Here is a 22,695-nt window from a genome sequence, read left to right as displayed (position 1 = left end):
ATTTCTCAGCAGGATCCGTTGTCGGTGAGTACCTGTTTGACGGTGACTCCGTGACTGTTGAAGTAGGTCGTTCGCACGCGACCAGAATCCGGCGGCGGTCTCTTTACGTTCGTCGCCGAGGATCTCGGAGTAGGCCAGTCGGGTGTGGTCATCAACGGCGTGATGAACGAAGGCGTAGCCGCGACCGTTCTTCTTGTTGTTGCGGTTACCGATCGTGCGTCCGAGTTTGCGGTGTCCGCCGCCGTTGGGGATCCGGCCGAGTTTCTTGATATCGACGTGGATCATGTCGCCGGGCTCTGGATGCTCGTAACGGCGTGGTCGAGGCCGGCGGACGACCAGGCCCGTGTTGTGGTCGAGATGCCGTAGCAGCGGCATCTGATACCGGCGTAACACCGCTCCGATGACGGCGCTCATCGAAATTCCCCAGTGATGCTCATCTGAATTCCCCACCCGTGTGGCTCCGCCAGAGTAGGCGGGCCTCCCGTGATGCTGATGGTCTCTGACCACTCACCAGCAACCTCGGGAGGCCCGCTTTCATGTTGACACGGGAGAACGATGTGGAAGTACATGCACTGCACAACCGGGGGTGGACGATCTCGGCGATCGCCCGCCACACCGGCCACGATAGAAAGACGATCCGGGCCTACCTCAACGGTGAGCGCACCCCGGGCCAGCGCAAGAGGCCGGCGGTTGATCCGTTCGACCCCTACCTCGACTATGTCCGGGCCCGACTCGACGAGGACCCGCATCTGTGGTCACGCACGTTGTGCGATGAACTCGAGGACCTCGGCTACACCCAGTCGTATCAGACCCTGACCCGCCAGATCCGGACTCGCGGTCTGCGACCGAAGTGTGCGGACTGCGCGCAGGTCACCGAACGGGCGAATGCGATCATCGAACACCCGCCGGGTGAAGAGACACAATGGGATTGGGTGGAGTTGCCGAATCCTCCAGCGCAGTGGGGTTGGGGTTCGACCGCATTCCTGCTGGTCGGGTCACTGTCGCATTCGGGGCGGTGGCGTGGCTATCTGGCACCGGATATGACCCGCCCGCAGGTGATCGCCGGTATCGACCGCATCACCCGCCGCTTGGGTGGGGTCACCAAGTCGTGGCGGTTCGACCGGATGGCCACGGTGTGTCACCCGGCAACCGGCGCGTTGACCGCCGAGTTCGCCGGCGTCGCCAAGCATTACGGCGTCTCGGTGGCCGTGTGCCCACCCCGGCGCGGGAACCGCAAGGGTGTGGTGGAGAAGTCCAATCACATTGCCGCGCAACGCTGGTGGCGCACACTTCCTGACGAGCTGACCGTCGAGCAAGCCCAGACCAGTTGCGACACGTTCTGCCGGACCCGCTCGGATGTTCGGGTGCGCCGAACCAAAGATGGGCGCTCGAACGTGGCCACCATCGCCAAACGCGAACCCCTGAGCGCCCCGCCAGCAGCTCCGTACCCGACGACGGTCACCGAGGTGCGGAAAGTGTCTCGCCAGGCGCTGGTGGCATGGAAGGGCAACCAGTACTCGGTGCCCCCGGAGTTGGCGATGAGCGACGTGCACGTCAGTGAGCGTCTCGGTGACGGGCATATCGACATCGCCACCGACTCGGGCATCGTGATCGCCCGCCACCGCCTGGCCACTGCCGGCTCGGGAGCCCAAGTGCGTGACCACGGCCATGTCGTCGCCTTGGACACCCTGGCCCAGGCCGGCGCCTCATCGAGTCGCCGACCGCATCGCCGCAAGGAACGCATCCCACCCGGCCAGACCGCCCGACAAGCTGCAGAAGCGCTGCGCCGCGCAACCGCCCACCCCGCCACACCGACCGAGGCGTCGGTGATCGATCTGAGCGTGTACGAACGCGCCGCACAGAACAGGACCCAACTCCCATGACCAACAAGACCGACGAAACCACCACCACCTCCAATCCGAACAGTGATGCACCGCAGTCACAATCGGCGGTCTCGGTGTATCAGCAGCTACGTGGGCATCTCGCCGCACTCAAACTCGACTCCGCCGCGCAAGCCCTACCGCAGGTGCTGCAGACCGCCGCCGAGCAGGAGTGGACGATGACCTACACCCTCGAGCACCTCCTCGGCATCGAGGTCGATGCCACCGAGGCCCGCCGCCTGGCCGGGCGGCTGCGGTTCGCCTGCCTGCCCACCCCCGCCACCCTGGACGGGTTTGACTACGACGCCGCCCCCGGAGTCGACCGAGCATTGATCCGCGAACTGGGCACTTGCGCCTACCTCGAATCGGCCACCAACGTGCTGCTCATCGGACCGCCCGGCACCGGCAAAACCCACCTCGCCGTCGGGCTGGCGCATGCCGCGGTGCACGCCGGCTACCGCACGTATGTGACCACCGCCGCGGATCTGGCCGCCCGCTGCCACAAAGCCGCCATCGAGGGCCGCTGGGCCACCTGCATGCGATTCTTCGCCGGTCCCACCCTGCTGGTGATCGACGAACTCGGATACCTGCCGCTACCGGCCGAAGCCGCGTCAGCGCTGTTTCAAGTTGTGGCACAACGATATTTGAAGACAAGCATCGTGATCACCACCAACCGGTCAGTCGCCGAATGTGGGTGAAGTCCTCGGCGACACCACCGTCGCCGCCGCCATGCTCGACCGACTGCTACACCGCTCCGTCGTGCTCAAACTCGACGGCGATTCCTACCGGCTACGCGACCACCACGCCCGCACCCAAAACCAGCGCACCGCCACCGCACCAACCCGACGGACGCTACAGTAGGAGCCGCCCACGGGTGGGGAATTTCAGTGAGCACACCTGGGGAAGTTTCTTGAGCCCCGTCACCGACGGTGCTGCAGGGCAGTTGGAGGTGGTAGGCGATGCGGTGTGGTCCCCAGCGGCGGGTGAAGCGCAGGTTGATGATTCGCCGTTCGCAGCGTGTGGGGGTCCGATTGGGGCTGCGGTGGGGTCGGCTGGATCGATCAGCCATCGCCGCGGGCCCGCCGTCCCGATAGCGGTCGGCCCATTTCTTGGCTGTGGTGGGCGAGCACTGGAACCGTTCGGCGGCTCGGCGGATCGACCAGCCCTCATCGATGATCACCGAAGCGAGTTTCAGACGCCCCTTTGGGGTCAGTAAGGCATTAGCGTGGGACATGAGGACCTCTTGGTAGCGGCGTGTGTTGTGGTAACCACACCGATACCGGAGGTCCTCACCTATTCACTGGCGCCACACCGTCCACAACGTCCCTGGTCATTACAGCTAGCGCCAGGCGCCGCGCAGATACTGAGGCGGATACGGCGCCTCGTCGCGGGGGAGGCCCAGTTCGTGTGCGGCGCGCTGCGGCCAGGACGGTTCGCGCAGGCGACGCGTCCGAAGAGGACGGCCGTGGGACGACGGCGACGGCCTCGGTGAGGATCAGACCGAAACCGCCGGCGGCACGGACGCCGAGGTGGGCGAGATGCCAGTCGGTGGGTACACCGTCGCCGGCGAAACAGCTGTATCGACACGTCGGCGCGAGCCAGATCCGGTTGGGGATCTCCAGGTCGCGGAGCGTCATCGGCTCGAAGAGCGCGGTACTGGTCACAGTTGGAGTCACCCGTCCCGGCGGCCGGCAATTCCCGGACGGTAGGTTGTGACTCAGGTCGCAGTGCCGGCGGCATCCGGTGCGCAGTTCCGGCCGATCGAGGTTCTCTGGGAGAGGGGTCCGCGGATGAGCGAGACGACAGACCGGGTGACGGTCGAGGTGGACGGGCCGCTGGGTGTGATCACCCTGTGCGCCGCGCGGCGTCGGAACCCGTTGTCCACCACCACGATGAAGGCCGTGACCGCGGGACTCCGCCGCTTCGACGAGAACTCCGAGGTGCGGGTCATCGTGATCCGAGCGGAAGGCCCGGCGTTCTCGGCCGGTCACGACCTCGGTGAACTCGTCGACCGCACGCTCGACGACGAACGCGCCGTCTTCGACACCTGCGCCGAGCTGATGCGGACCGTCCACGAGGTGCGCCAACCGGTGATCGCAGAGGTCGCCGGAATGGCCTTCGCCGCGGGGTGCCAGCTGGTTGCGACCTGTGATCTCGCGGTCGCCGGACGCAGCGCGACGTTCTCGACGCCCGGCGTACGGATCGGGCTGTTCTGCTCGACGCCGATGGTCGCGCTGACCCGCGCCATCGGTCGCAAGCGGGCCATGCACATGCTGCTGACCGGTGAGGCGATCGACGCCGAGACGGCCGCCGACTGGGGGCTCCTCAGCGGTGTCGTCGAGGACGACGAACTCGCCACGACGGTCCGCGAGTTGGCACTGCGGATCGCCGGGTCGAGTGCCCGGACGGTGTCCATCGGCAAACAGGCCTTCTACCGGCAGATCGAACTCGACGAGGCCTCGGCCTACAAGGAGATGTCGGAGACGATGGCGACCAATGCGATGACGTGCGATGCGCAGGAAGGGATGTCGGCGTTTCTGCAGAAGCGGACGCCCGTGTGGACCGAATAACCCACAAACCCACCACTTTTGGGCAAAGCCACCACCTTCAACGGAATTTCTCAACCTGTCTGAGACAGGACTTGGTTGGTTGTTCTTCTGTGGTTGATCCCGACGGTGGTCGGGATTTCCGGGGCCCGGGGTGGGCGCCGGAAGCGTTGCGGGTGGGCCAGGTAGTGGCGGTTGAGCAGTGTTTGGCGGTGCTGCCGCTGCTGGGTGGCAGTACCGTCGAACACCGAGGCCGGGGTGTGCCAGGCCAACCCGCTGTGGCGATGCTCGTCGGCATAGGTGGCGAGGAAGGTGGCGGTCCAGGCGCGGGCGTGGTCGATGTGGTCGAACCGGTCGGGACACTGCAGGTCGTATTTGATGGTCTTGAACAGCGATTCGGAGAACGGGTTGTCGTCACTGACTCGGGGCCGGGAGAACGAGGCTTCGATCTTGGCAGCCTGCAGGGCGTCGAGCAGATCGCGTGAGCGCATGATCGCCCCGTTGTCGGCGTGGAGCACCTGCGGGGCGCCGTAGCGGGTGAAGGCGGCGGCGAACATGTCGACTGCCAGGGCGGTGTCCTCGACGTGCTCGATGCGCCAGGCGACCGGGTAGCGGGAGAACACATCGATCACCAGGTACAGCTTGTAGCGCTGGCGGGATGGTCCTTTGAGTTCGGTGACATCCCAGGACCACAACTGCCCCGGCGCCGTCGCTACCGCTTTGGGCGCCGGGCGTGCGCACCCGCCGCCGTGCCTGCCTTTGCGGCGATCACCGGTCATCTGTTCGGCTTTGGCAATGCGGTAGAAACTGCTCTGCGAACACGGCACCCGACCGGCATCGAAAGCCCGCCAATAGGTTTGGCACACTGACAGCTCGGCGTATTGCTCGTCTTCGAGTACCGCTCGTGCCTGGGCACGCTCACCGGCAGTCAATGCCGCCGGCTGTTGGCGGGCGTGCTGCGGGACCGGATCGGTCACCGGTGTGTAGTGCCGATACCGGCGAGTGAGGCGATAAAACGTTGCCCGCGGCAATCCCGCCCACACACATGCCGCCGCGATCGTCATCCCAGCTGCGGCCAACGCGATGACCGTCTCGACTAGGACAGTCCTTTGCGGTGCAGCCACTGCTGGTACTGTTCGGCGCTCATCAACGCCGGTGGGATCTGCTCCTCCTCGCTCGTCGAGCTCGCGGTGATCCCGTCCATGAGCTCGATAGCTTTTCCCATGATCTCTTGAATGGCTTCGGCCTGTTCGACCTTCTTACGTAGCCGTTGGTTCTCAGCGCGTAACCGCGCCAACTCGGCTCGTTCCTGAGCATCCACCCGGCGCGATCCTTTCGACTTGAGTGCTGCCGACACCATCGACACCTCAAAGTCTCCCCGATCACGGGCGTGCAACCAGCCCCGCACCGTGGCCCGCGACAGAGCATGCTCGCGCAGCAACCGGGCACGGCCACCGCGCTCCAGCGTCGCCGCATCCCACAACTGCAAAAACTCGACCTTGAAACCAAGCGGGTAAGACCGCTGCCCATTCGGGGTTCGGCCGACCTCGACACTGATAGTCATCACACATTCCGATCCCCGCACACCCCGCCAGGTGTCTCACAAACAGCCTGACAGGATGCGTTCAAGGTGGTGGCTTTGCCGATCTGTGGTGGGTTTGCGGATGCGTCAGACGCTGGTCTCCGCGGTCGCCTTGGCGAAACGCGCCAGATGGGCGTCGGCGGTATCGAATTCGTACTCGATGGCGGTGAGACGCTTGAAGAAGTGACCGATGGCCAGTTCCTCGGTCATGCCCATGCCTCCGTGCAGCTGCACCGAGTTCTGCCCGATGAAGCGTGCGGCGCGGCTGATCGTCGCCTTGGCGGCGGAGACCGCGGCGGCGCGCTCGGCGGGTTCGGCGTCGAGCGACAGGATCGCGAAGTACTGGGCGGCCACCGACTGCTCGAGCTGCAGGTGCATGTCCACCATGCGGTGCTGCAGCACCTGGAAGCTGCCGATCGGGACGCCGAACTGCTCGCGCTGCTTGGCGTATTCGACGGTGTCGGTGAAGACCTTCCGCATCAGTCCGACGGCATCGGAGACCACGGCTGCGGTGGCGGTGTCCCAGGCCTTCTCGAGCAGGTCGATGGCACCGTCGCCCGCGATGAGTGCGTCTCCGGGGAGCCGGACGTCGGTGAACGTGATGTCGGCGGCCTGCCGGTCGTCGATGGTGCGCAGCCGCTGGAGTTCGAGTCCCTGCGGCGCGCCGTCGGCGAGGTCGATGAGGAACAGCGACACACCCGCGGGGTCGTGCGGCTCGCCCGAGGTCCGGGCACTGACGATGAGGTAGTCGGCGATGGGTGCGGTGGTGACGACGGCCTTGCTGCCGTTGAGCACCCATCCCTCGCCGTCGCGGTCGGCGCTCGTCTCGATGCGCGACAGCACGCCGCCCGAACCGTCCTCCAGTGCGGCGAGCGCGCTGAGGGCCTCGCCCGCGGCGATACGACCGGCGGCTTCGAGCGCGACCGGGTTACCGGTGGAGTGCAGCAGTCCGGCACCGAGAACCACCGAGTCGACGAACGGCTCGACGACCAGGGCGTGTCCGAGTGCCTCGGTGACGACCATCAATTCCTCGGCGCCGCCGCCGAATCCGCCGATCTCCTCGGGCAGGTAGGCGCCGACGACGCCGAGGTCCTCGACGAAGGCCTTCCAGATCTTGGGCTGCCAGCCCTCGCCGACCTTCGCGGCGTCGCGACTGACCTGCAGGTCGTAGCGTGCGTCGAGGAACTTGTTGAGTCCGTCGGACAGCAGCTGCTGTTCGGGGGTGAGTGTGAAGTCCATCAGTTTTCTCCTGTGACCCGTCAGAGACCCAGAGCCGCTTTGGCGAGGATGTTTCGTTGAATTTCGTTGCTACCCGCGTAGATCGAGCCGGCGCGGTCGTTGAAGTAGTGCAGGGGAGCGACGGCCTGCCAGGGCTCACCGCTGACGTAGCCGTCGGTGGGTGGCGTGTACTGGAAGATCGGACCACCGGGGCGGGTCGCATGCGGTTGGAAGACGCGGCCGTGCGGACCCGCGGCCTCGAGCGCCAGGGTGGTGATCTCCTGGCTCAGTTCGGTTCCCAGGATCTTCAGCATCGACGCGATCGAGCCGGGGTCCTTGCCCGACGTCATCGCGGCGAGCGCACGATACTCGAGGACCTCGAGGATCTTCGCGCGGATCTGGAGGTCGGTGAGCTTGGCCGCGAACGCCGGATTCTCCGACAGCGGGCCCCCGTCGGGTGCGGTCACCGTTGCTGCGTCACGACCGAGCTGCTCGGCCATGACCTGCAGCGCCGGGGCAGCCGCGCCGCCGCCACGCTCGAAGACGAGGAGGTATTTGGCGACGGTCCAGCCGTCGTCGATCTTGCCGAGGACGTTCTTCTTGGGGACGCGCACGCCGTCGAAGAACACCTGCGCCTGGACCTGCTCGCCCGAGGCGAAGACGAGGTTCTGGACCTCGATGCCGGGCGAGTTCATGTCGATGAGCAGGAAGGTGATGCCCTGCTGCTTGCGCTCCTGGCGCGAGGTGCGGACCAGGCAGAAGATCCAGTTGGCCTCCGAGGCGTGGGTGGTCCAGATCTTGGAGCCGGTGACGACGAGGTCGTCGCCGTCGTCGACCGCGGCCATCGACAGCGACGCGAGGTCGGAACCGGACTCGGGCTCGGAGTAGCCCTGGCAGAAGAAGACGCTGCCGTCGAGGATGCCCGGCAGGAAGAAGTTCTTCTGTCGAATGGCAATCTACCGAATGTTCGCTCCGGAGCGTAGCCCGGCTCACGATTCGCTTTCCAGTGTGACGTCCGAGGGGTCGTCCGGGAGCGGTTCCGGCTTCGACGACGACAGCAGGACATCGGCCCAGCGGGTCGCCGGATCGATGTCGATGAGCAGTGCCTTCGCCAACAGGGTGAGCGGGACCGCGAGGATCGCGCCCAGTGGCCCGATCGCCCAGGCCCAGAAGATCAGCGACAGGAACGTCAGGGTCGTCGACAGTCCGGCGGCATCTCCGACGAACTTCGGTTGGATGACCGACTGGATGATCACGTTGATGACGCTGTAGACCGCGATCACGATGAGCATCTTCACGACCCCGCCGTCGAGCAGGGCGAGGAGCGCCGGCGGGACGAGTCCGATGACGAAACCGACGTTCGGGATGTAGTTGGTGATGAACGAGAGCAGACCCCACAGGATCGGCAACGGGACCGACAGCAATGCCAGCGCGATGCTGTCGAACACGGCGACGATCAGTCCGAAGACCGTCGACACCCACAGGTAACTCCGGGTGCCCTGCGCGAAGGCGCCGAATGCGGAGGCGATGTCGGGCCGCATGTCGCGCAGATGTGTCATCCGGTCGTCGAATCCCACCGAGTCGGCCGCCATGAACAGCAACAGGGCGAGTACGAGGACGAGGGCCGACGCGACGCTGAGAGTGCCGGCCAGCACGTCGGTGACCACGTTGACGACCTTGCCGGTGTCTACGTGCGAGATCATGTCCTGGACCTTGTCCTGGCTCACGCCGTGGCTCGTCAGGAAGTCCTGGAAGCTCGTGATGATCTCGTTGAACTCCTCGTCGTAGTCGGGCAGTATCGTCGCAAGCCGGGCCACTGAGAACACCAGCGTCGCGAACAGCCCGATCAGGATGCCGTAGACGAGCACGACGGTCGTCAGGAACGCTGCCCAGCCGGGAAAGCCCTTGGTGCGCAACCATCTCGGCACCGGTTGAACGGCGACGGTCAGCATCAGCGCCAGGAACGTCGGCGCGGCGAACGACGAGACCGCCTTGATGCCCCCGACCGCGACCACCAGGCCGGCGATGGTGATCAGCACTATCGTCCCGCGGGGGAGCGTCCAGGCCGGTGGGTCGGTGCGATAGGACGGTGCCTCGGGCGGGCGCGCGGTGGTCCTGGAGCGGTTCGTGCCCCGACGTGCCATGCTCTCGCCTCACTCTCGCCCACGACGTGGGTCGTGCCCGGAGTGCGCGACCGTCATCCAGTGTTCAGTACGACGATCTGCGGCGGAGCGCTTTCCGGCGACGACTCCGCGCCTGCTCGAACTGCGCACGGGCGCGTCGGCGGGGTGTCAGCCGCGGCTTCACCCTTGAACCCGGTGCGTGGCGCCCGGAATGACGTCGCATGCGAACATCATTCTGCGCTGGTTCACCGGTAGCTCCCTCACACCTCAGGGTGCGATTGTGCTCTGTCAGCGACCCTTCCACTCCGGGGTCCGCTTCATCACGAACGCCATGATGCCCTCGAGGGTGTCGCCGCTGACGATCAGCGAGTCGAGCACGTTGGTGCTCGCGCGGACCGCCTCGACGGTGTCGGTGATCGCGTCGGACTGCTCCATCGTCGCGATCGACGCGCGGACGGAGGTGGGGGAGGCGGCGAGGATCTCCTCGGCCACCCCGCGGGCGGTCTCGAGAACCTTTCCGGCCGGAGCGATCCGGCTCACCAGGCCGGCCGCGGCGGCCTCGGTGGCGGAGATCCGGCGACCGGTCAGGATCATGTCGCGGGCGAGCGCGGGCGGGATCATCCGCGGAAGACGCACCAGACCGCCTGCGGCGGCGGCCAATCCGACCTTCACCTCGGGCAGTCCGAAGGAGGCCTCCTCGTCGGCGACGATGATGTGGCAGGCCATCGCGATCTCGCAACCGCCGCCCAGCGCGAACCCGTTGACCGCGGCGATGACCGGCTTGGGCAGGCTCGCGCGCGCGGTGAGACCGGCGAATCCGTTCTTGGGCACCGACAGTGCGGCCGGGCTCGTTGTCGCGGTGAGGTCGTTGCCCGCCGAGAACGCCTTGTCGCCCTTGCCCGTCAGGATCGCCACCCACAGGTCGTCGTCGGCGAAGTAGGCGTCGAAGACCGAGTCCAGTTCGGCGTTCGCCGCCGGGTTCAGCGCGTTGCGGGCGTCGGGACGATTGATGGTCACCTCGAGCAGGTGTCCGTCACGACGGATCTCGATGTGTTCGTAGCTGTCCCGGAAGGCCGGCGCGACCGCGGGGTACTTGGCGTTCATCGCCGCCTCGGTCAGCTTGACCCGGTTGCCCTTGTCGAAGGAGCGCACCACGATCTTCGTGCCCGCGGGATCGTCAGATGTCAACAGGTGATCGAAGAACTCGTCGTCGTCGGAGTCGAGATTGGCCACGAAGCGTGCACCGAGTCCGTCCGGCGCTGCGTGGTCGATCAGGCGACCGATCACGACGCCCGTCCGCTTGCCGCTCTTGCTCGGGATGACGGTGTAGGTCTCGAGGATCGCCGGCCCGTCGGCGTCGCCGATGGTGGGAACGCTGGGCACCGCGTCGAGCCGAGCCTGGATCTGTGCGCTGTTGTCGGCACGCCAGGGCGCCGGCGTCGTAGAGTAGACACCGGCCGCATGCTTGCTCAGCACGCCGCCGTTGGCGACGACGAGACCGAAGTCGCCGGGGGACTGCCGCACGCGCGTCACGACCTCGGCGATCGCGTGCAGCGAGTAGTTGTTGCCCGGGCCGCCGAAGAACGGCAGGCCGCCGGTGACGGTGAGGCCACGCGGGTCGTCGGTGGCGAGGCCGAGGCCGTCGAGGATGTTGAAGACCGCGATCGGGAAGCAGCTGTAGATGTCGATGACGTCGATGTCGTGGAGACCCACCTCGGCGACCTCGAGTGCGTGCCGGACCGCGGCCGGTGCGGCCGGCGCGGCACCGAGGTCGGGACGGTTCAGCGAGGTGCGCTCGACGGTCTCGGCGTGACCGTGCAGGAACACCCACTTCGACGGGTCGATGCCGGCGGCCTGTGCGGCCCGGATCGACATGACGACGACGGCGGCGGACTGGTTCACCTGGTCGCGGGCGACGATGTAGCGCGTGAACGGATCGGCGACCACTCGGTTCTCGGGGGTCACGGTCACCAACTCCGCGGCGTCGCGAACAGTCGGGGCGGCTGAATGCGGATTCGCCGCGGCGACCTTCGTGAACGGAGCGAACAGCTCACCCATCGCGGCGGCGTACTCCTCGCGGCCCAGACCGGTGTTGTGCCGGCGCGCATTCTCCAGCAGCGCGTACTGCGGGATCACCGACGCGAGACCATGGCGCACCTCGGCGACGGTGATGATGCCCTTCACGCCGAATCCGCGGTCCTCGAGCTGCCCGCCGACCTCCTCGGCGAAGCTCGGACGCTCATTGTCCGGCTTCGACTGCAGATGCCGCACGGTCGACATGACCTCGGCGCCGAAGATGACGACTGCCTCGGAGTCGCCCGCCGCGATGACGCCGGCGAGCTCGGTGAGCATCGTCTGCGGGGTCTGCCCGCCGGTGACGGCCTGCACGGCGCGACGCGGGTCGGCGCCGACGCGCTTGGCGACGGCGCGCGGCATGTTGTCCGGCCGACCCAGCGGCGAGGAGGACAGGGGACTGGAGATCTCGAACGAGCGGATCGCGGCGATGGTGTCGATCGACGAGGCCAGGTCGGACGCGCCGGCGTCGTCGAAGGCGGCGGTGACGGCGCGCGCCGCGAGGTCCGCTTCACCCAGCGCCTCGTACCCGGGATCGGTCAAACGCTCGGAAGCCTGGCCGACACCGACGACGACGGGGGTGTTCGGATCGAGATCAGCGATCGAGATTGGCATACGCACACAATGGCACAAACGCGTGACAGGCGTCTCAACGTGGTCCGGCATCGGCCATACCTGCGGGTTCGGTACCCAGTCTGCCGCGGCATCGAGTGCTTGGGAACGTTGCGTTCACCGCGGTTTCAATCGTGGCCGAAGGGGCGGGAGCCGACGACACTATCGGCCGACAAGTCTGTATCGAAAGGACGTTTGATGACCGCAACCGTGCCCGCAAGCACGTCGGCCGCCGGCACAACCGACGAGCGGCTCGACGAGGTGTTCGCCCCGATCTTCGCGCGTATCGCAGAAGGCGCGGTGGCTCGTGAAGACGATCGGCGACTCGCACACGACGAGGTGTCGTGGCTGCGTGAGGCCAAGTTCGGCGCGCTGCGCGTGCCGGTCGAGCTCGGCGGGTACGGCGCCTCGGTGCGCCAGCTGTTCCGGCTGCTCATCGACCTGGCCACGGCAGAGTCGAATCTCCCGCAGGCGTTGCGCGTGCACTGGTCGTTCGTCGAGGATCAGCTCGCCGCGCTGCCCGATCACGAGGCGGAGCGCTGGCTGCGCAAGGTCGCCGAGGGCACGCTCGTCGGCAACGCCATCACCGAGCCCGGTGTCGGCGCCATCGACCGCTACCAGACCCGGCTGAGCCGCGACCCGGACAACTCCGACGGCAATGCCTGGCGCCTGGACGGCACCAAGTACTACAGCACCGGCAGCCTGTACTCCGACCACATCCTCGTCGCTGCGGACCAGGACGGCGAGCGCGTGTCGGTGCTCGTCGACGCCGACGCCGAGGGCGTCACCCAGCACGACGACTGGGACGGGTTCGGCCAGCGGCTGACCGCCAGCGGCACCACCGAGTTCAGCGGCGTGCAGGTGTCGGGCGATCGCATCCTCGGCCCGGGCTACGGCGTCGAGGGCCGCACCTACGCCACCTCCTACCTGCAGCTCGTGCAACTGTCGGTGCTGGCCGGTATCGCGCAGCGTGCCACCGACGACGTGAGCGAGTGGGTTCGGGAGCGCACGCGCACCTTCACCCACTCGACCGCCGACCTGCCCCGCCACGACCCGCTGGTGCAGCAGGTCATCGGCCGGCTGACGGCGGCCGCCTACTCGGCGCGCACCATTGTCCTGGACATCGCCGATCAGCTCGACCGTCTCGCCGAGACCGCCTGGCAGGACGAGGAGCTGCTCGACAAGGTCGAGTTCGACGTCGCCCGTGCCCAGGCGACCGTCATCCCGCTGGTGCTCGACGCGACCACCCAGCTGTTCGAGGTCGGTGGCGCCTCGATCACCTCCGAGCGGCTGCGCCTCGACCGACACTGGCGCAACGCGCGGGTGATCTCGGTCCACAACCCGCTGATCTTCAAACTGCAGGCCATCGGTGACCACGTCCTCAACGGCACCGAGCTGCCCTACGCGTGGAGTGCCGGCCAGAAGTAGGCGGCTACGCTGGCCCCATGCAGCGGATGGCGGCGGCGGACGCCGCGTCGTACTGGATGTCCGAGCGCATACCCAACGACCAGTTCCTGCTGTATGGCTTTGCCACACCGTCGATTTCGCTTGACGAGTGCGCCCGGCGACTGCTGGCGCGGGCGCGGCACGTCGACGATCTCTGCCTACGGATCCACGACGTTCCCGCCACCGCCGACCGGCCGTACTGGGTCTCGGCCGAACCCACACCCGACCAGGTCCGCGTCGACACGACGACGCGGACCTGGTCGTCGTGTCTGGACACCGTCGGCGCGCTCGTTGCCGACCAGCTGGCGCCGTCCCGCGCGGCCTGGCGACTGCACCTGTTCGGTCCGGTGGCCGGTCTGCCGGCCGGCGATGGCCATCCGGTCACGGGAGTCGTCGTGGTACTCCAGATCTCCCACGCGCTCGGGGACGGACGTCGGGCGTCGCAGATCGCGCGGGACCTCTTCGACGCCCCGTACCTCGAGAAGGTCGCCCGCGGTTATGGCGTCCCCGGGCTCATCCGTGACGTCGGAACGCTCGCGCTGGGCGCGTTGCGGTTTCCGGCTGAGTTCGTCTCGACGAGCCGACGCGGAATACAGGTCGCGCAGGTTGGGGGACAGGCGAATCCGGGGAAGCCGGGTTATCCGCTGACGACGCTGAACCGCAATCCCGGGTCGCGACGGCTCCTGCGGGTCGTCGTGCTCGACCGCGAGCGTCTCACCGCGTCCGGGTCTCCGGTCACGGTGGCGGTGTTGGTCGCGATCTCCCAGGCGCTACCGAGATATCTCGGCGACGGTTGTGAACGTCTCGGTGTGGAACTCACCGTCGGACGATCCGACAAATCGAAGACGCGCAACAATTTTCGCAATGTGGGGATCGATCTGCACCTCGAAGCCGACGAACCGCATGAACGTGCGCGACTCATCCGCGATGAGATCGACGCCGCCCGTGCGGCCGATACCGATCCGGCACGAGTCGCGCAGCGGCGGGTCTCAGAAGCAACGCCGGCGATCCTCGCACACTGGGGCATCCGGGCCGTCGACCTCGACACCCGGCCGGAGACGGTCACCGGTGTCACCGTGGTGTCCTCGGTGGATCGGGGTGCCGCCGACGTCGATCTCGATGGCGGAGAGATCCTGTTCACCACCGGCTTTCCCGCGCTGTCGCCGGTGCAGGGACTCACACACGGAGTGCACGGCATCGGCGACCGCATCGCGGTGTCGGTGACCACCAGCCCGGAGATCATGCCCGATGTCGACCGGTACATGGATTTGCTGCGGGCTGGTTTCGCCGCGCCTCGTCGCTAGGGTCCTCGAGCGACCGTCTCTCCTATGTCGAGCGGCGGTGCACCGTTCTGACACAACCGGTGGGTGGGTGGAGGTCGTTTCGATACGCCTCGTCGCAAGCTCCTCGGCTACTCAACGAGCGGTGGGGACGCCTCGTCGCAAGCTCCTCGGCTACTCAACGAGCGGTGGGGACGCCTCGCTTCGCTCGGTGTCGGCTCAACCGGCATTGGGTTGCGTGGTGTGGAAGTTTCGTGCGTCGGCTCGTGCCTACTCAACGAGCAGTGGGGACTGGCTCTCAGGCGTTCGGGCGGCCGTTGGTGTCCGCGGGGGAGGCGTCGCTGTTGCCGCCGGAGCCCTTGGGGCCGCGGGTGAGTCGCTTGGGCAGTCGCTCGGCGAGACCGCCGAGGGGTGCCACCGTCTGATTCAGCAGGTCGACGGTCTCGGCGAGTTCGTGCACGGTGTCCTGCATGGCGATCAGGTTGGGTGCCAGCTGACCCATCACCTCGGTCAGCTCGGTGAACCGATCCAGCGGACCGCCCGGCGCGATGGCGCGCTCGACCGCGCCGCCCTCGCCGACGAGCTGGTCGAGGAGGCCCGCCTCTGCGGCGAAGCGGTCGAGGATGCCGCCCGGAGCGGTGACCTTCTCCAGCATGCCGTCGGGTGCGGTGAGTTTGTCGACGACGCCGCCCTCGGAGGTGAGACGTTCGAGGATGCCCTCGTTCTCGGTGAACTGGTCGACCACGCCGCCGGGGCGGGTGAGGCGATCGAGTGGCCCGTCCTTGGCGGTCAGGCGCATCAGGATGCCGCGGTCGTCGGCCATCTGGTCGAGGAGCCCGCCCTTGGCGGTGAGTCTCTCCAGCAGACCGTCGGGTGCGGTCAGCCGGTCGATGACCCCGCCGGGGTTGAGCAGACGTTCCAGGGGGCCGCCCGAGGCCAGGATGCGTCCGAAGGGCCGCTCCGGACCCAGCAGTTCGGACAGCTGGTTGAGGAGCGCGAGGGGGGTACGCGCCGCGTTGAGTTCGTCCTCGGCGCCGATCGCCAGGCTGATCTCGTGCTGAACACTGCCCGCGGTGATCCGGGCGATCGTCACCGCGGATTCGGCTGCGGCGAGGACCACTCCGGTCACCGTGAATCCCAGCCGGAGCGGCATCTCGAGGAGCAGACGAGTCGGATTGGTCCCGGGAGGTGCGCTTCGTTCGGGAAGAGACTCCATGGTTCCCGACACTAGGCCACCGGATCGCGATCGGGGGTGAAGGTCGGGTGATTCCCGGTCAGGTGACCCACCGCGAAGTCTCTACTCCTTCGCGGCCTTCGCGGCGGCCTTGGCCGCCTTCTTGAAGTCACGGACCTTCTGCAACGAGTCGGGGTCGACGACGTCGGCGACCGACCGGTATCCCTGCTTGCTGTAGTCGCCGGCGACCTTGGTCCAGCCGGAGGGCTTCACGTCGAGCTGTTTGGCGACGAGTGCGACGAAGATCTTCGCCTTCTGCTCCCCGAATCCGGGCAGCTCACGCAACCTCTTGATGAGGTCGGCGCCACTGCTCGCCTCGGTCCAGATCCGGGCGGCGTCACCGCCGTACTGTTCGGCGACGACCTTCGCCAATGCCTGCACACGTCCGGCCATCGAGCGGCCGTACCGGTGGATGGCCGGGGGAGTGGAGCACAGATCCGCGAAGGCCTCGGGGTCTGCGTCGGCGATCTCGACCGGGTCCATCGTCCCGAAGCGGTCACGGATCTTGGCCGGACCTGCGAAGGCCCGTTCCATCGGGAACTGCTGATCCAGCAACATCCCGACGAGCAGTGCGAACGAATCGGTCGAGAGCAGTTCGTCGGCCGCGGGTTCCTGGGCGATCTGGATCTTCGGCATGGGAACGATTCTGGCAGACGCGGTGACCGCGCGGCTCTAGACTTCCCCCATGATCAGCGGGGAGAGCAGTTCGGGGCGATGGAGATCACGTGCGGGCATCGGGGCGGTGATCGTCGGCATGGTGGCGGCGCTGATCGGCGTCGCCGGGCCGGGGAGCGCGACGGCCATCCCCGATAACACCGAACCGAACTACGTCACGACGCTGGTCTGCGACAGCGTGAACCCGTGGCCGGCGGGGACGGTGAAGATCCGGGTCGACGTGTTCAACGACATCCGCTTCCCGGCCGACGGACTGCCCGGACCCGCGATCGCACTCATCGGCACCGACCGTGCGAAACCCGTTGCGCTGGAATACACCTACGACGTCACCGTGTCGTGGCGCAATCTGCGCACCGGACGCACCGGCACGGTCTTCGTGCCCGGTCGCGGCTTCACCGTCAAGTGGCAGGTGGACATCCATCCCGGACGCGGGCCCGTCGCGTTCACGATCAGGCAGAAGCTCGGCGCGATGGCCTTCAACCCGATGGTCAATCCGCAGTACTCGTCGTGCAGCGGGCGGGCGACGGCCTGAGCCGCCCGACCGCGGTGATCAGCGTCGGCGTAGGCGTTCGGCAAGACCGCCGATCAGCAGGTACTGCGCGGCGAAATAGCTGCCGAGCACCCAGGCCTCACCCGCCATCCGGAGACAAGGATCGGTGATCAGGTGACGGCGGTTGATGATGACCAGATCGGACAGCAGGAACGCGACACCGCCAATCCGTAGCCGCGGCTGCGGATCGGACATGGCGCTCGCCGTCGCCGACATCGTCGCGAGCGTGTTGCCGTAGGTGCCCAGCACCGGCAGCAGGGCCGGCCGATGACGGGCCAGGACGGCGGCCGATTCGCCGAGCAGGCCGACCCGGGGGAGGAGCTGCCGGGCCGACGGCCGAGCGCCTGCCCGCCACATCGTCGCGATGTAACTCAACTGGGCGCCGGCGAACAACGACGCCCCGAGGCGTAGATAGCGGTCCTTGGCGACCGGCTCGGTCTCGAACTCCTCGAGGAACATCAGCCGGTCGCCCGCCATCGAGAACGCCAGCGCGCCCGCCAATCCGGCGGTGTCGACGGCGTCGCGCCCCCCTGCCCCGGCGGCCACTCGTCCGGCGAGCAGTAGCATCGGCAGCGGTTTGGTCAGGGCCGCCGCCCGCCGGTGCCCCAGCGCGCCGGTGACCGTGGCGGCCGCCGTCGTCGCCGCGTAGGCCAGATCGAACAGCCGTCGGCCCGGAAGACGGCGACCCATCATCGACTCATTTCAGGATCTTGGCGATGAAGGCGCGGATGTCGTTGTCGGACAGCTTCGCCGACTGCGCACCGTCGAGGGTGAGGTAGGTGCGGGACTGCACCTGGCGATCGGCGCGAGCCTCGTTGAGGTACTTGAGCGACAGCGGTACGACGACCGATGTGTCCTGGAGCGACTGCGTCATGATCACCGGCTTGACGAAGCCGCGGCTGGGCAGCGCGGTGGCCTCGGTGAGCAGGTTGGTCAGCTCCTTGTTCCCCGACACCGGCTTGGCGAAGAGGGAACCCATCGCGAGACCGTCGACGTCCTTGCGGAACTCGGTGATGCACTCGTTGGCCGCCTTGGCCATCCATTTCTTGCCGGTGTCGGTGAGCAGCGCGTCGACGTCCAGTCCCGGGCGCGCGTTGCGGATCGCGCTCAGCGTGTAGAGCGCATCCGCGGCGAGTCCGGAGGGGATGCTCGCCGACGACGGCCCGAGATTGGCCAGGAGCGCACCGAATTCGGCCGGGATCGACGTCGCCGCCGCGCCCTTGAAGTTCAGCGAGTTACGCTGCTGCAGTTGCGGTGCGATGCGAGCCAGCGTGATCGCGGCCGCGGCACCCTGCCCCTCGCCGACGACCGCCCACGAGCGCGACAGGTTGTCGGAGACGTCGCGTGAGGCGCTGACCGCGTCGACGATGTTGCGGGCGGTGGCCTCGAGGTCGTAGTACTGCGGGGTCCCCGGTGTGCCGACGCCCGCGTAATCGGTGGAGACGACCGCGTAGCCACGGCCGAGCCACCGGCTCAGTTCGGTGGTGTCGTCCTTGATCGGACGCTCCGACGGGGCGCACTTGTCGGCGATGCCACGCGAGCCGTGGGCCCATGCGACCACCGGCCAGCCGCCGGCGGGTGCCCGCCCGGCGGGCACCATCAGCACGCCGGAGGACAGGTGGGCCTTGCCGTCGGCGCCGGTGCTCCAGTAGGTGAAGTCGTTGCCGGAGACGGCGCCGGCCACCATGCGGGCACGGGCGAGATCACGATTGGCGTGGACGGCACCCGGTGCCTGACCGGGGCCGCGGGTGTCGATCGTCCCGGCGTTGTCGTCGGCGGGGGCGCCCGTCTCCTCGTCGGCGGCGTCGGGCGTCGAGGTGCTGGTCGACGGTGTGGTCGTGGTCGGTTCCGCGACGGCCTCGGCGGCGACGCCGAAGGTGGTCAGGCCCATGGTGAGGGCTGCGGCGAGGGCGACCGTGCGGGCGATGGAGGCACTCCGAAGGGTCGACGAGATGCCGTGCGTGTTCATGTGTCGTCTATTCGTTCTGTGTGTGGGGGTGGGAGTGTCGTCGGTGAGTGGGGGTCTCACGCGTTGACGACGCCGACTGCCGGGAGGAACCAGCAGTTCTGCGCGCCGTTCTGCGCGGTGCCGAAGACGGCGGAGAGGATGGTGCCCTTGCCGGTCTTCACCGGGGCGAGACGCACACCCGAGAGCAGCGGCAGGGCGGCGAGTGTGGCCTGGTTGCTGACGGGCTCGAGATCGGCGAAGCCACCCTGCAGGGTGCTGGTGTTGAACCAGGCGACCTGCATGGTGCCGCCCTTGCCGGCCTTCGGGGAGGCGGGCACGAACGCGTACGCGGTCTCGCCGTTCTCCACCAGGTTCAGCTTGTCCGGGATCGAGACCCCCGGGAGCATGTCGAGCAGCGGCTTGAGCTGGGTGAGCGGATCGGTCTTCATCGGCCAGGGGCCCGCGACGGCGCCGGCGCCCGCGGTGACCAGACCCAGAGGGTTGTCGGCGGTGGGGGCGGTGCAGAACGGCGCGACGGACGGGGTCAGGGTCTGGATGCCCAGAGTCCTGAGCAGGGCAATCGGATCGGTGGCGGCCACCGGATGGGGAGCGGCGGCGGGAGCCGAGGCCGGCTGCGGCCGCGACGCGTCGAATGGCAGTGCGCCCGCGCGTCCGGAGATGTCCTGGACGGACAACTGGCCGGTACTGCCCAGGACCGCCTGCGCAGCCTGCACGGCCATCTGGTCCACGCCGGCCGACTTCAACAGACGGATTGCTCCGGCGAGTTCGGCGTCGAACGGGATGGAGTATGCGCTCAGCATGTTCGGCGGTAGCAGGGGGAGGGAGGGCGCGGCCGAGGCCGGCGCGGTCGTGGTGACCGCAGCAGCGGCCATCGCCACGCCCACGAGGCCCACACCGCAGCGCCGGATTCCGCGTCGCCCGACGAATGGACGTGTGAACCGAGACGTGATGGACATGGCACTCCTTCAAACAGCCGAACACCCCGCCACGTGTGGCGGGTGTGACAGATGGGATTCAAGTTAAAAGAGACCACGAGTGTGACGACCTGGGCAAGTCGCGAGTCCGAGCTGTGACATCCGCGCGATCGGTGAGATACCGACATTCCCGGCGACCTGGCGTTTTCGGCTTTCAGCGCCTGAGACGCGCGCCACATGCTTCGTCACCGGCGGCGGCCGGTGCGTTGGGGGTGCGGGCACAAAACAACGGCACCCCGGCGGTGAGCCGGGGTGCCGCTGAACGAAAGTGGACGTGCGTCAGATGATGGCGAGGCCGATCACCGGGACGATCGTGCAGGACACGACCTGCCCCTTGGTCTTGGTGGTCACGTTCCCGTGGATCGCGGAGATGACGCGGCCCTTGCCGGTCCGGGCGATGCCGGTGAAGGTGCCGGGGCCGTCCTTGACGTTGATCTTCGGGTTCCGCTTGAGCGTCGTGGTGCCGGTGCGTCCGGTGTCGACGTTGAGCCAGCTCGCGATGAGCGGCTGGGCCTTGTTGTCGATCGCGGGTCCGGTGCCGAGTGCGGTGTAGACGTAGCCGCCCTCGCCGCGCTTGGGTCCGGGTGCCGGTGCTTCCTGCGGGCCCGCGGTGACCAGTGCGCGTCCGAGGGAACCGCCGCCGGGGATGCAGCCGAGACCGAAGGTCGGGTACAGGAACTCCTGGATCTTCGGAGCGTTCGGGCCCTTCGGGATCTCGGGATCGCCCGGCTTGGTCTCGGCGGCCAGTTGACGGGCGGCCTCCTTGCGTCCGGGTTCCCCGAGGAAGTCGGCGACCGAACGCCAGATCTTGGTGACCTCGGCGGGCATTCCGGGCGTGTTGGCGAAGCTCTCGGCCTGCTGGAGGAGCTGGGCGTTGACCTTGCCATCGGGGCCGGGAGTGGCGACCGAGCCGATGATCGCCGGTGCGAACGCGCCGAGCGAGTCCAGCACGCGCTGATCGACCTTGGGAGCGGGAGCGGCCTGGGCGACGGCCGGAAGGGCGAGGCCGGCCGCGACGACGAGCGCCGATGCACTGAGGAGAAGGCGGTGGCGGCGGGTCCGGTGCGGGCTAGAGGCGGTGGAACGCAACCTCGACGGCCGTGTGAAACGCACTGGTGAGTCCTATCGGTCGTGGCGCTGCGTCGGCCGGAAAGAGCGAGCCTCGTGCGCCTCGTGGTCGTGTGGGTCGTGGTCGTGTGGGTCGCCCGGGGTCTTCAGGTTCTTCGATCATCCCACCCCGGACGTCGCGGGTCATTCTAAGCCCCTCGGCATCTGCTGTGTCCAGGCAGTCCCGCCGGCTGCGACTGTGACGTATGTGGTTATTGATGCAATTGTTACCAAAGTGGTTAAGGTCGACGGCGCATCGTGCGTTTCGGTGGCACCTGGTTGGATGTGGGGGTGGACAGGACAGGGACAGTCGGTCGCAAGGAGTCGGATGTGAACCAACTGCGGGGCGTGAACGAGCTGCAACCCGTGGGTGGCACCGGTCGTCGGCGTGGGTGGGCGGGGATCGTCTCCCGGACGATCGCACTCACCGTCGGTGTGGGGCTGGCGTTCACGACTGCGGTGGCCTGTGCCGACGAGTCGACGGCGGGAGGTGAGGTCACTCTGCTGACCCATGAGTCCTTCGAGCTGCCCGAGTCGGTCATCGACGGCTTCCGTCAGGAGACCGGGCTCACCCTGAAGATCGTGCGTTCCGGTGATGCCGGGCAACTGGCGTCGACCGTGTCCCTGACCCCGGGCGCGCCCAAGGGGGACGCGGTCTACGGCATCGACAACACCTTCGCCTCCCGGCCGATCGAGGCGGGCGCCCTGGAATCCTATGTGTCACCGCTCGCCGCCGGCGGGGCCGCCGAATACGCGGTCCCCGGTGCGGCCGACCAGCTGACCGCCGTCGACCGCGGTGACGTCTGCCTGAACATCGACAACACCTGGTACGAGTCGCGATCGCTGACGCCGCCGGCGAGCTTCCGTGACCTGACGAAACCGGAGTACGCATCGCAGACCGTGCTGACCGATCCGGCCACCTCCTCGCCGGGCACGGCCTTCCTGCTGACGACGGTCGGGGCCCTCGGCGACGGCTGGCAGGACTACTGGAAGCAGGTCGTCGGCGGTGGCGCGACCATCGTCTCCGGCTGGGAGGTCGCCTACAACCAGTTGTTCAGCGCCGGCGAGGGCAAGGGAGACAAGCCGATCGTGCTGTCCTATGCGTCCTCGCCCGCCGCGACGCCCGGCACCAGCGCCCTGCTCGACAGTTGCTTTCCGCAGGTCGAGTACATCGGCGTCCTCAAGGGCACCCGCAACTCGACGGGGGCACGCAAGCTCGTCGACTACATGCTCAGCCCGGCAGTGCAGTCCGCGCTGCCGGAGTCGATGTATGTGTACCCGGTGCAGCGGGACGTCGCCCTGCCCGAGGGCTGGCCGGCCCGAGCGGCGGTGCCGGCGTGGATGTCATCGATGCCGCCGGCCACGATCGCGGAGAACCGCGAGAGCTGGCTCGACCAGTGGCGTGCCGCTGTCGGAAGGTGATCGC

At 67.6% G+C, this 22,695-nt stretch carries 18 protein-coding genes and 4 pseudogenes; 7 read left to right on the top strand and 15 right to left on the bottom strand.

Annotated elements, in window-relative coordinates:
- Positions 1 to 8 precede the first annotated feature (8 nt).
- Positions 9 to 408 (bottom strand): annotated as a pseudogene (locus tag GAA2_RS16705) (IS481 family transposase); the annotation flags it as partial.
- Between the two features lie 128 nt (positions 409 to 536).
- On the opposite strand from GAA2_RS16705, the gene GAA2_RS16700 reads away from it, so the two are divergent.
- Complete coding sequence (locus GAA2_RS16700; RefSeq protein ID WP_024498618.1) at positions 537 to 1,883, top strand: Mu transposase domain-containing protein; 1,347 nt, start codon at positions 537 to 539, stop codon at positions 1,881 to 1,883.
- Positions 1,880 to 2,741, top strand: a pseudogene (gene istB / locus GAA2_RS16695) (IS21-like element helper ATPase IstB). Before GAA2_RS16700 ends, istB begins: the two are co-directional and overlap by 4 nt.
- A gap of 64 nt (positions 2,742 to 2,805) precedes the next feature.
- Here the strand turns inward: istB and GAA2_RS16690 are convergent.
- Together GAA2_RS16690 and GAA2_RS23465 are read right to left on the bottom strand one after the other, a co-directional pair.
- Positions 2,806 to 3,114 (bottom strand): annotated as a pseudogene (locus tag GAA2_RS16690) (leucine zipper domain-containing protein); the annotation flags it as partial.
- Between the two features lie 55 nt (positions 3,115 to 3,169).
- Positions 3,170 to 3,517, bottom strand: coding sequence for a hypothetical protein (locus GAA2_RS23465; protein WP_374978469.1), 348 nt, complete (start codon positions 3,515 to 3,517; stop codon positions 3,170 to 3,172).
- A 153-nt stretch (positions 3,518 to 3,670) separates the two neighbouring features.
- Here GAA2_RS23465 and GAA2_RS16680 point away from each other — a divergent pair, with 153 nt between their 5' ends.
- The gene (locus GAA2_RS16680; protein WP_182154723.1) at positions 3,671 to 4,450 is read left to right on the top strand and encodes an enoyl-CoA hydratase; all 780 of its coding nucleotides are present in this window, start codon (positions 3,671 to 3,673) and stop codon (positions 4,448 to 4,450) included.
- 50 nt (positions 4,451 to 4,500) lie between these two features.
- Here the strand turns inward: GAA2_RS16680 and GAA2_RS16675 are convergent, their stop codons facing one another.
- From GAA2_RS16675 to GAA2_RS16650, 6 genes and pseudogenes are all read right to left on the bottom strand, one after another.
- Positions 4,501 to 5,403 carry a DDE-type integrase/transposase/recombinase gene (locus GAA2_RS16675; RefSeq protein WP_232513020.1) on the bottom strand — a complete coding sequence of 301 codons (903 nt, stop codon included), beginning with the start codon at positions 5,401 to 5,403 and terminating at the stop codon, positions 4,501 to 4,503.
- A gap of 119 nt (positions 5,404 to 5,522) precedes the next feature.
- A complete protein-coding gene (locus GAA2_RS16670; protein WP_096273810.1) occupies positions 5,523 to 5,990 on the bottom strand; it encodes a hypothetical protein in 468 nt (155 codons plus the stop codon).
- Between the two features lie 105 nt (positions 5,991 to 6,095).
- Positions 6,096 to 7,247 (bottom strand): acyl-CoA dehydrogenase family protein, encoded by a 1,152-nt coding sequence (locus tag GAA2_RS16665; RefSeq protein WP_182154721.1) that lies wholly within the window; start codon positions 7,245 to 7,247, stop codon positions 6,096 to 6,098.
- A gap of 20 nt (positions 7,248 to 7,267) precedes the next feature.
- Positions 7,268 to 8,170, bottom strand: a pseudogene (locus GAA2_RS16660) (acyl-CoA dehydrogenase family protein); the annotation flags it as partial.
- A gap of 45 nt (positions 8,171 to 8,215) precedes the next feature.
- A complete protein-coding gene (locus tag GAA2_RS16655; RefSeq protein WP_191834465.1) occupies positions 8,216 to 9,370 on the bottom strand; it encodes an AI-2E family transporter in 1,155 nt (384 codons plus the stop codon).
- A gap of 267 nt (positions 9,371 to 9,637) precedes the next feature.
- A complete protein-coding gene (locus GAA2_RS16650) occupies positions 9,638 to 12,037 on the bottom strand; it encodes an acetyl-CoA acetyltransferase (protein WP_096274276.1) in 2,400 nt (799 codons plus the stop codon).
- Positions 12,038 to 12,232: 195 nt separating this feature from the next.
- Here GAA2_RS16650 and GAA2_RS16645 point away from each other — a divergent pair, with 195 nt between their 5' ends.
- Entirely contained in the window at positions 12,233 to 13,462 is a 1,230-nt protein-coding gene (locus GAA2_RS16645) for an acyl-CoA dehydrogenase family protein (RefSeq protein WP_096274274.1), read from the top strand.
- 17 nt (positions 13,463 to 13,479) lie between these two features.
- The gene (locus GAA2_RS16640) at positions 13,480 to 14,784 is read left to right on the top strand and encodes a WS/DGAT domain-containing protein (protein ID WP_024499031.1); all 1,305 of its coding nucleotides are present in this window, start codon (positions 13,480 to 13,482) and stop codon (positions 14,782 to 14,784) included.
- 274 nt (positions 14,785 to 15,058) lie between these two features.
- Here GAA2_RS16640 and GAA2_RS16635 read toward each other — a convergent pair whose 3' ends face one another.
- Together GAA2_RS16635 and GAA2_RS16630 are read right to left on the bottom strand one after the other, a co-directional pair.
- Positions 15,059 to 15,976 carry a hypothetical protein gene (locus GAA2_RS16635; protein ID WP_024499030.1) on the bottom strand — a complete coding sequence of 306 codons (918 nt, stop codon included), beginning with the start codon at positions 15,974 to 15,976 and terminating at the stop codon, positions 15,059 to 15,061.
- 81 nt (positions 15,977 to 16,057) lie between these two features.
- Positions 16,058 to 16,630, bottom strand: coding sequence for an HhH-GPD-type base excision DNA repair protein (locus GAA2_RS16630; protein ID WP_024499029.1), 573 nt, complete (start codon positions 16,628 to 16,630; stop codon positions 16,058 to 16,060).
- 118 nt (positions 16,631 to 16,748) lie between these two features.
- Here GAA2_RS16630 and GAA2_RS16625 point away from each other — a divergent pair, with 118 nt between their 5' ends.
- On the top strand, positions 16,749 to 17,201 hold the full coding sequence (locus GAA2_RS16625; RefSeq protein WP_159405401.1) for a hypothetical protein: 453 nt from the start codon (positions 16,749 to 16,751) through the stop codon (positions 17,199 to 17,201).
- A gap of 18 nt (positions 17,202 to 17,219) precedes the next feature.
- On the opposite strand, the gene GAA2_RS16620 is transcribed toward GAA2_RS16625, so the two are convergent.
- From GAA2_RS16620 to GAA2_RS16605, 4 genes are all read right to left on the bottom strand, one after another.
- Positions 17,220 to 17,909: a lysoplasmalogenase gene (locus GAA2_RS16620; protein WP_159405402.1), complete on the bottom strand. Its 690-nt coding sequence runs from the start codon at positions 17,907 to 17,909 to the stop codon at positions 17,220 to 17,222.
- A gap of 7 nt (positions 17,910 to 17,916) precedes the next feature.
- A complete protein-coding gene (locus GAA2_RS16615; RefSeq protein WP_159405356.1) occupies positions 17,917 to 19,188 on the bottom strand; it encodes a lipase family protein in 1,272 nt (423 codons plus the stop codon).
- A 56-nt stretch (positions 19,189 to 19,244) separates the two neighbouring features.
- Positions 19,245 to 20,144: a hypothetical protein gene (locus tag GAA2_RS16610; protein WP_159405357.1), complete on the bottom strand. Its 900-nt coding sequence runs from the start codon at positions 20,142 to 20,144 to the stop codon at positions 19,245 to 19,247.
- A 297-nt stretch (positions 20,145 to 20,441) separates the two neighbouring features.
- Positions 20,442 to 21,275 (bottom strand): hypothetical protein, encoded by an 834-nt coding sequence (locus GAA2_RS16605; protein ID WP_159405358.1) that lies wholly within the window; start codon positions 21,273 to 21,275, stop codon positions 20,442 to 20,444.
- 324 nt (positions 21,276 to 21,599) lie between these two features.
- Here GAA2_RS16605 and GAA2_RS16600 point away from each other — a divergent pair, with 324 nt between their 5' ends.
- A complete protein-coding gene (locus GAA2_RS16600) occupies positions 21,600 to 22,691 on the top strand; it encodes a thiamine ABC transporter substrate binding subunit (protein ID WP_191834464.1) in 1,092 nt (363 codons plus the stop codon).
- Positions 22,692 to 22,695 lie beyond the last annotated feature (4 nt).

This window comes from Gordonia ajococcus, assembly GCF_012974285.1.
Taxonomy (GTDB): domain Bacteria; phylum Actinomycetota; class Actinomycetes; order Mycobacteriales; family Mycobacteriaceae; genus Gordonia; species Gordonia amicalis.
Note: the sequence above shows the minus strand (reverse complement) of the source record. Positions and strands in the feature narration are given on the sequence as shown.

Coding starts and splice junctions, on each gene's coding strand:
- GAA2_RS16700 (WP_024498618.1), top strand. CDS start 537: ATGTTGACACGGGAGAACGATGTGGAAGTACATGCACTGCACAACCGG.
- GAA2_RS23465 (WP_374978469.1), bottom strand. CDS start 3,517: ATGACGCTCCGCGACCTGGAGATCCCCAACCGGATCTGGCTCGCGCCG.
- GAA2_RS16680 (WP_182154723.1), top strand. CDS start 3,671: ATGAGCGAGACGACAGACCGGGTGACGGTCGAGGTGGACGGGCCGCTG.
- GAA2_RS16670 (WP_096273810.1), bottom strand. CDS start 5,990: ATGACTATCAGTGTCGAGGTCGGCCGAACCCCGAATGGGCAGCGGTCT.
- GAA2_RS16665 (WP_182154721.1), bottom strand. CDS start 7,247: ATGGACTTCACACTCACCCCCGAACAGCAGCTGCTGTCCGACGGACTC.
- GAA2_RS16655 (WP_191834465.1), bottom strand. CDS start 9,370: ATGGCACGTCGGGGCACGAACCGCTCCAGGACCACCGCGCGCCCGCCC.
- GAA2_RS16650 (WP_096274276.1), bottom strand. CDS start 12,037: ATGCCAATCTCGATCGCTGATCTCGATCCGAACACCCCCGTCGTCGTC.
- GAA2_RS16645 (WP_096274274.1), top strand. CDS start 12,233: ATGACCGCAACCGTGCCCGCAAGCACGTCGGCCGCCGGCACAACCGAC.
- GAA2_RS16640 (WP_024499031.1), top strand. CDS start 13,480: ATGCAGCGGATGGCGGCGGCGGACGCCGCGTCGTACTGGATGTCCGAG.
- GAA2_RS16635 (WP_024499030.1), bottom strand. CDS start 15,976: ATGGAGTCTCTTCCCGAACGAAGCGCACCTCCCGGGACCAATCCGACT.
- GAA2_RS16630 (WP_024499029.1), bottom strand. CDS start 16,630: ATGCCGAAGATCCAGATCGCCCAGGAACCCGCGGCCGACGAACTGCTC.
- GAA2_RS16625 (WP_159405401.1), top strand. CDS start 16,749: ATGGTGGCGGCGCTGATCGGCGTCGCCGGGCCGGGGAGCGCGACGGCC.
- GAA2_RS16620 (WP_159405402.1), bottom strand. CDS start 17,909: ATGGGTCGCCGTCTTCCGGGCCGACGGCTGTTCGATCTGGCCTACGCG.
- GAA2_RS16615 (WP_159405356.1), bottom strand. CDS start 19,188: ATGAACACGCACGGCATCTCGTCGACCCTTCGGAGTGCCTCCATCGCC.
- GAA2_RS16610 (WP_159405357.1), bottom strand. CDS start 20,144: ATGTCCATCACGTCTCGGTTCACACGTCCATTCGTCGGGCGACGCGGA.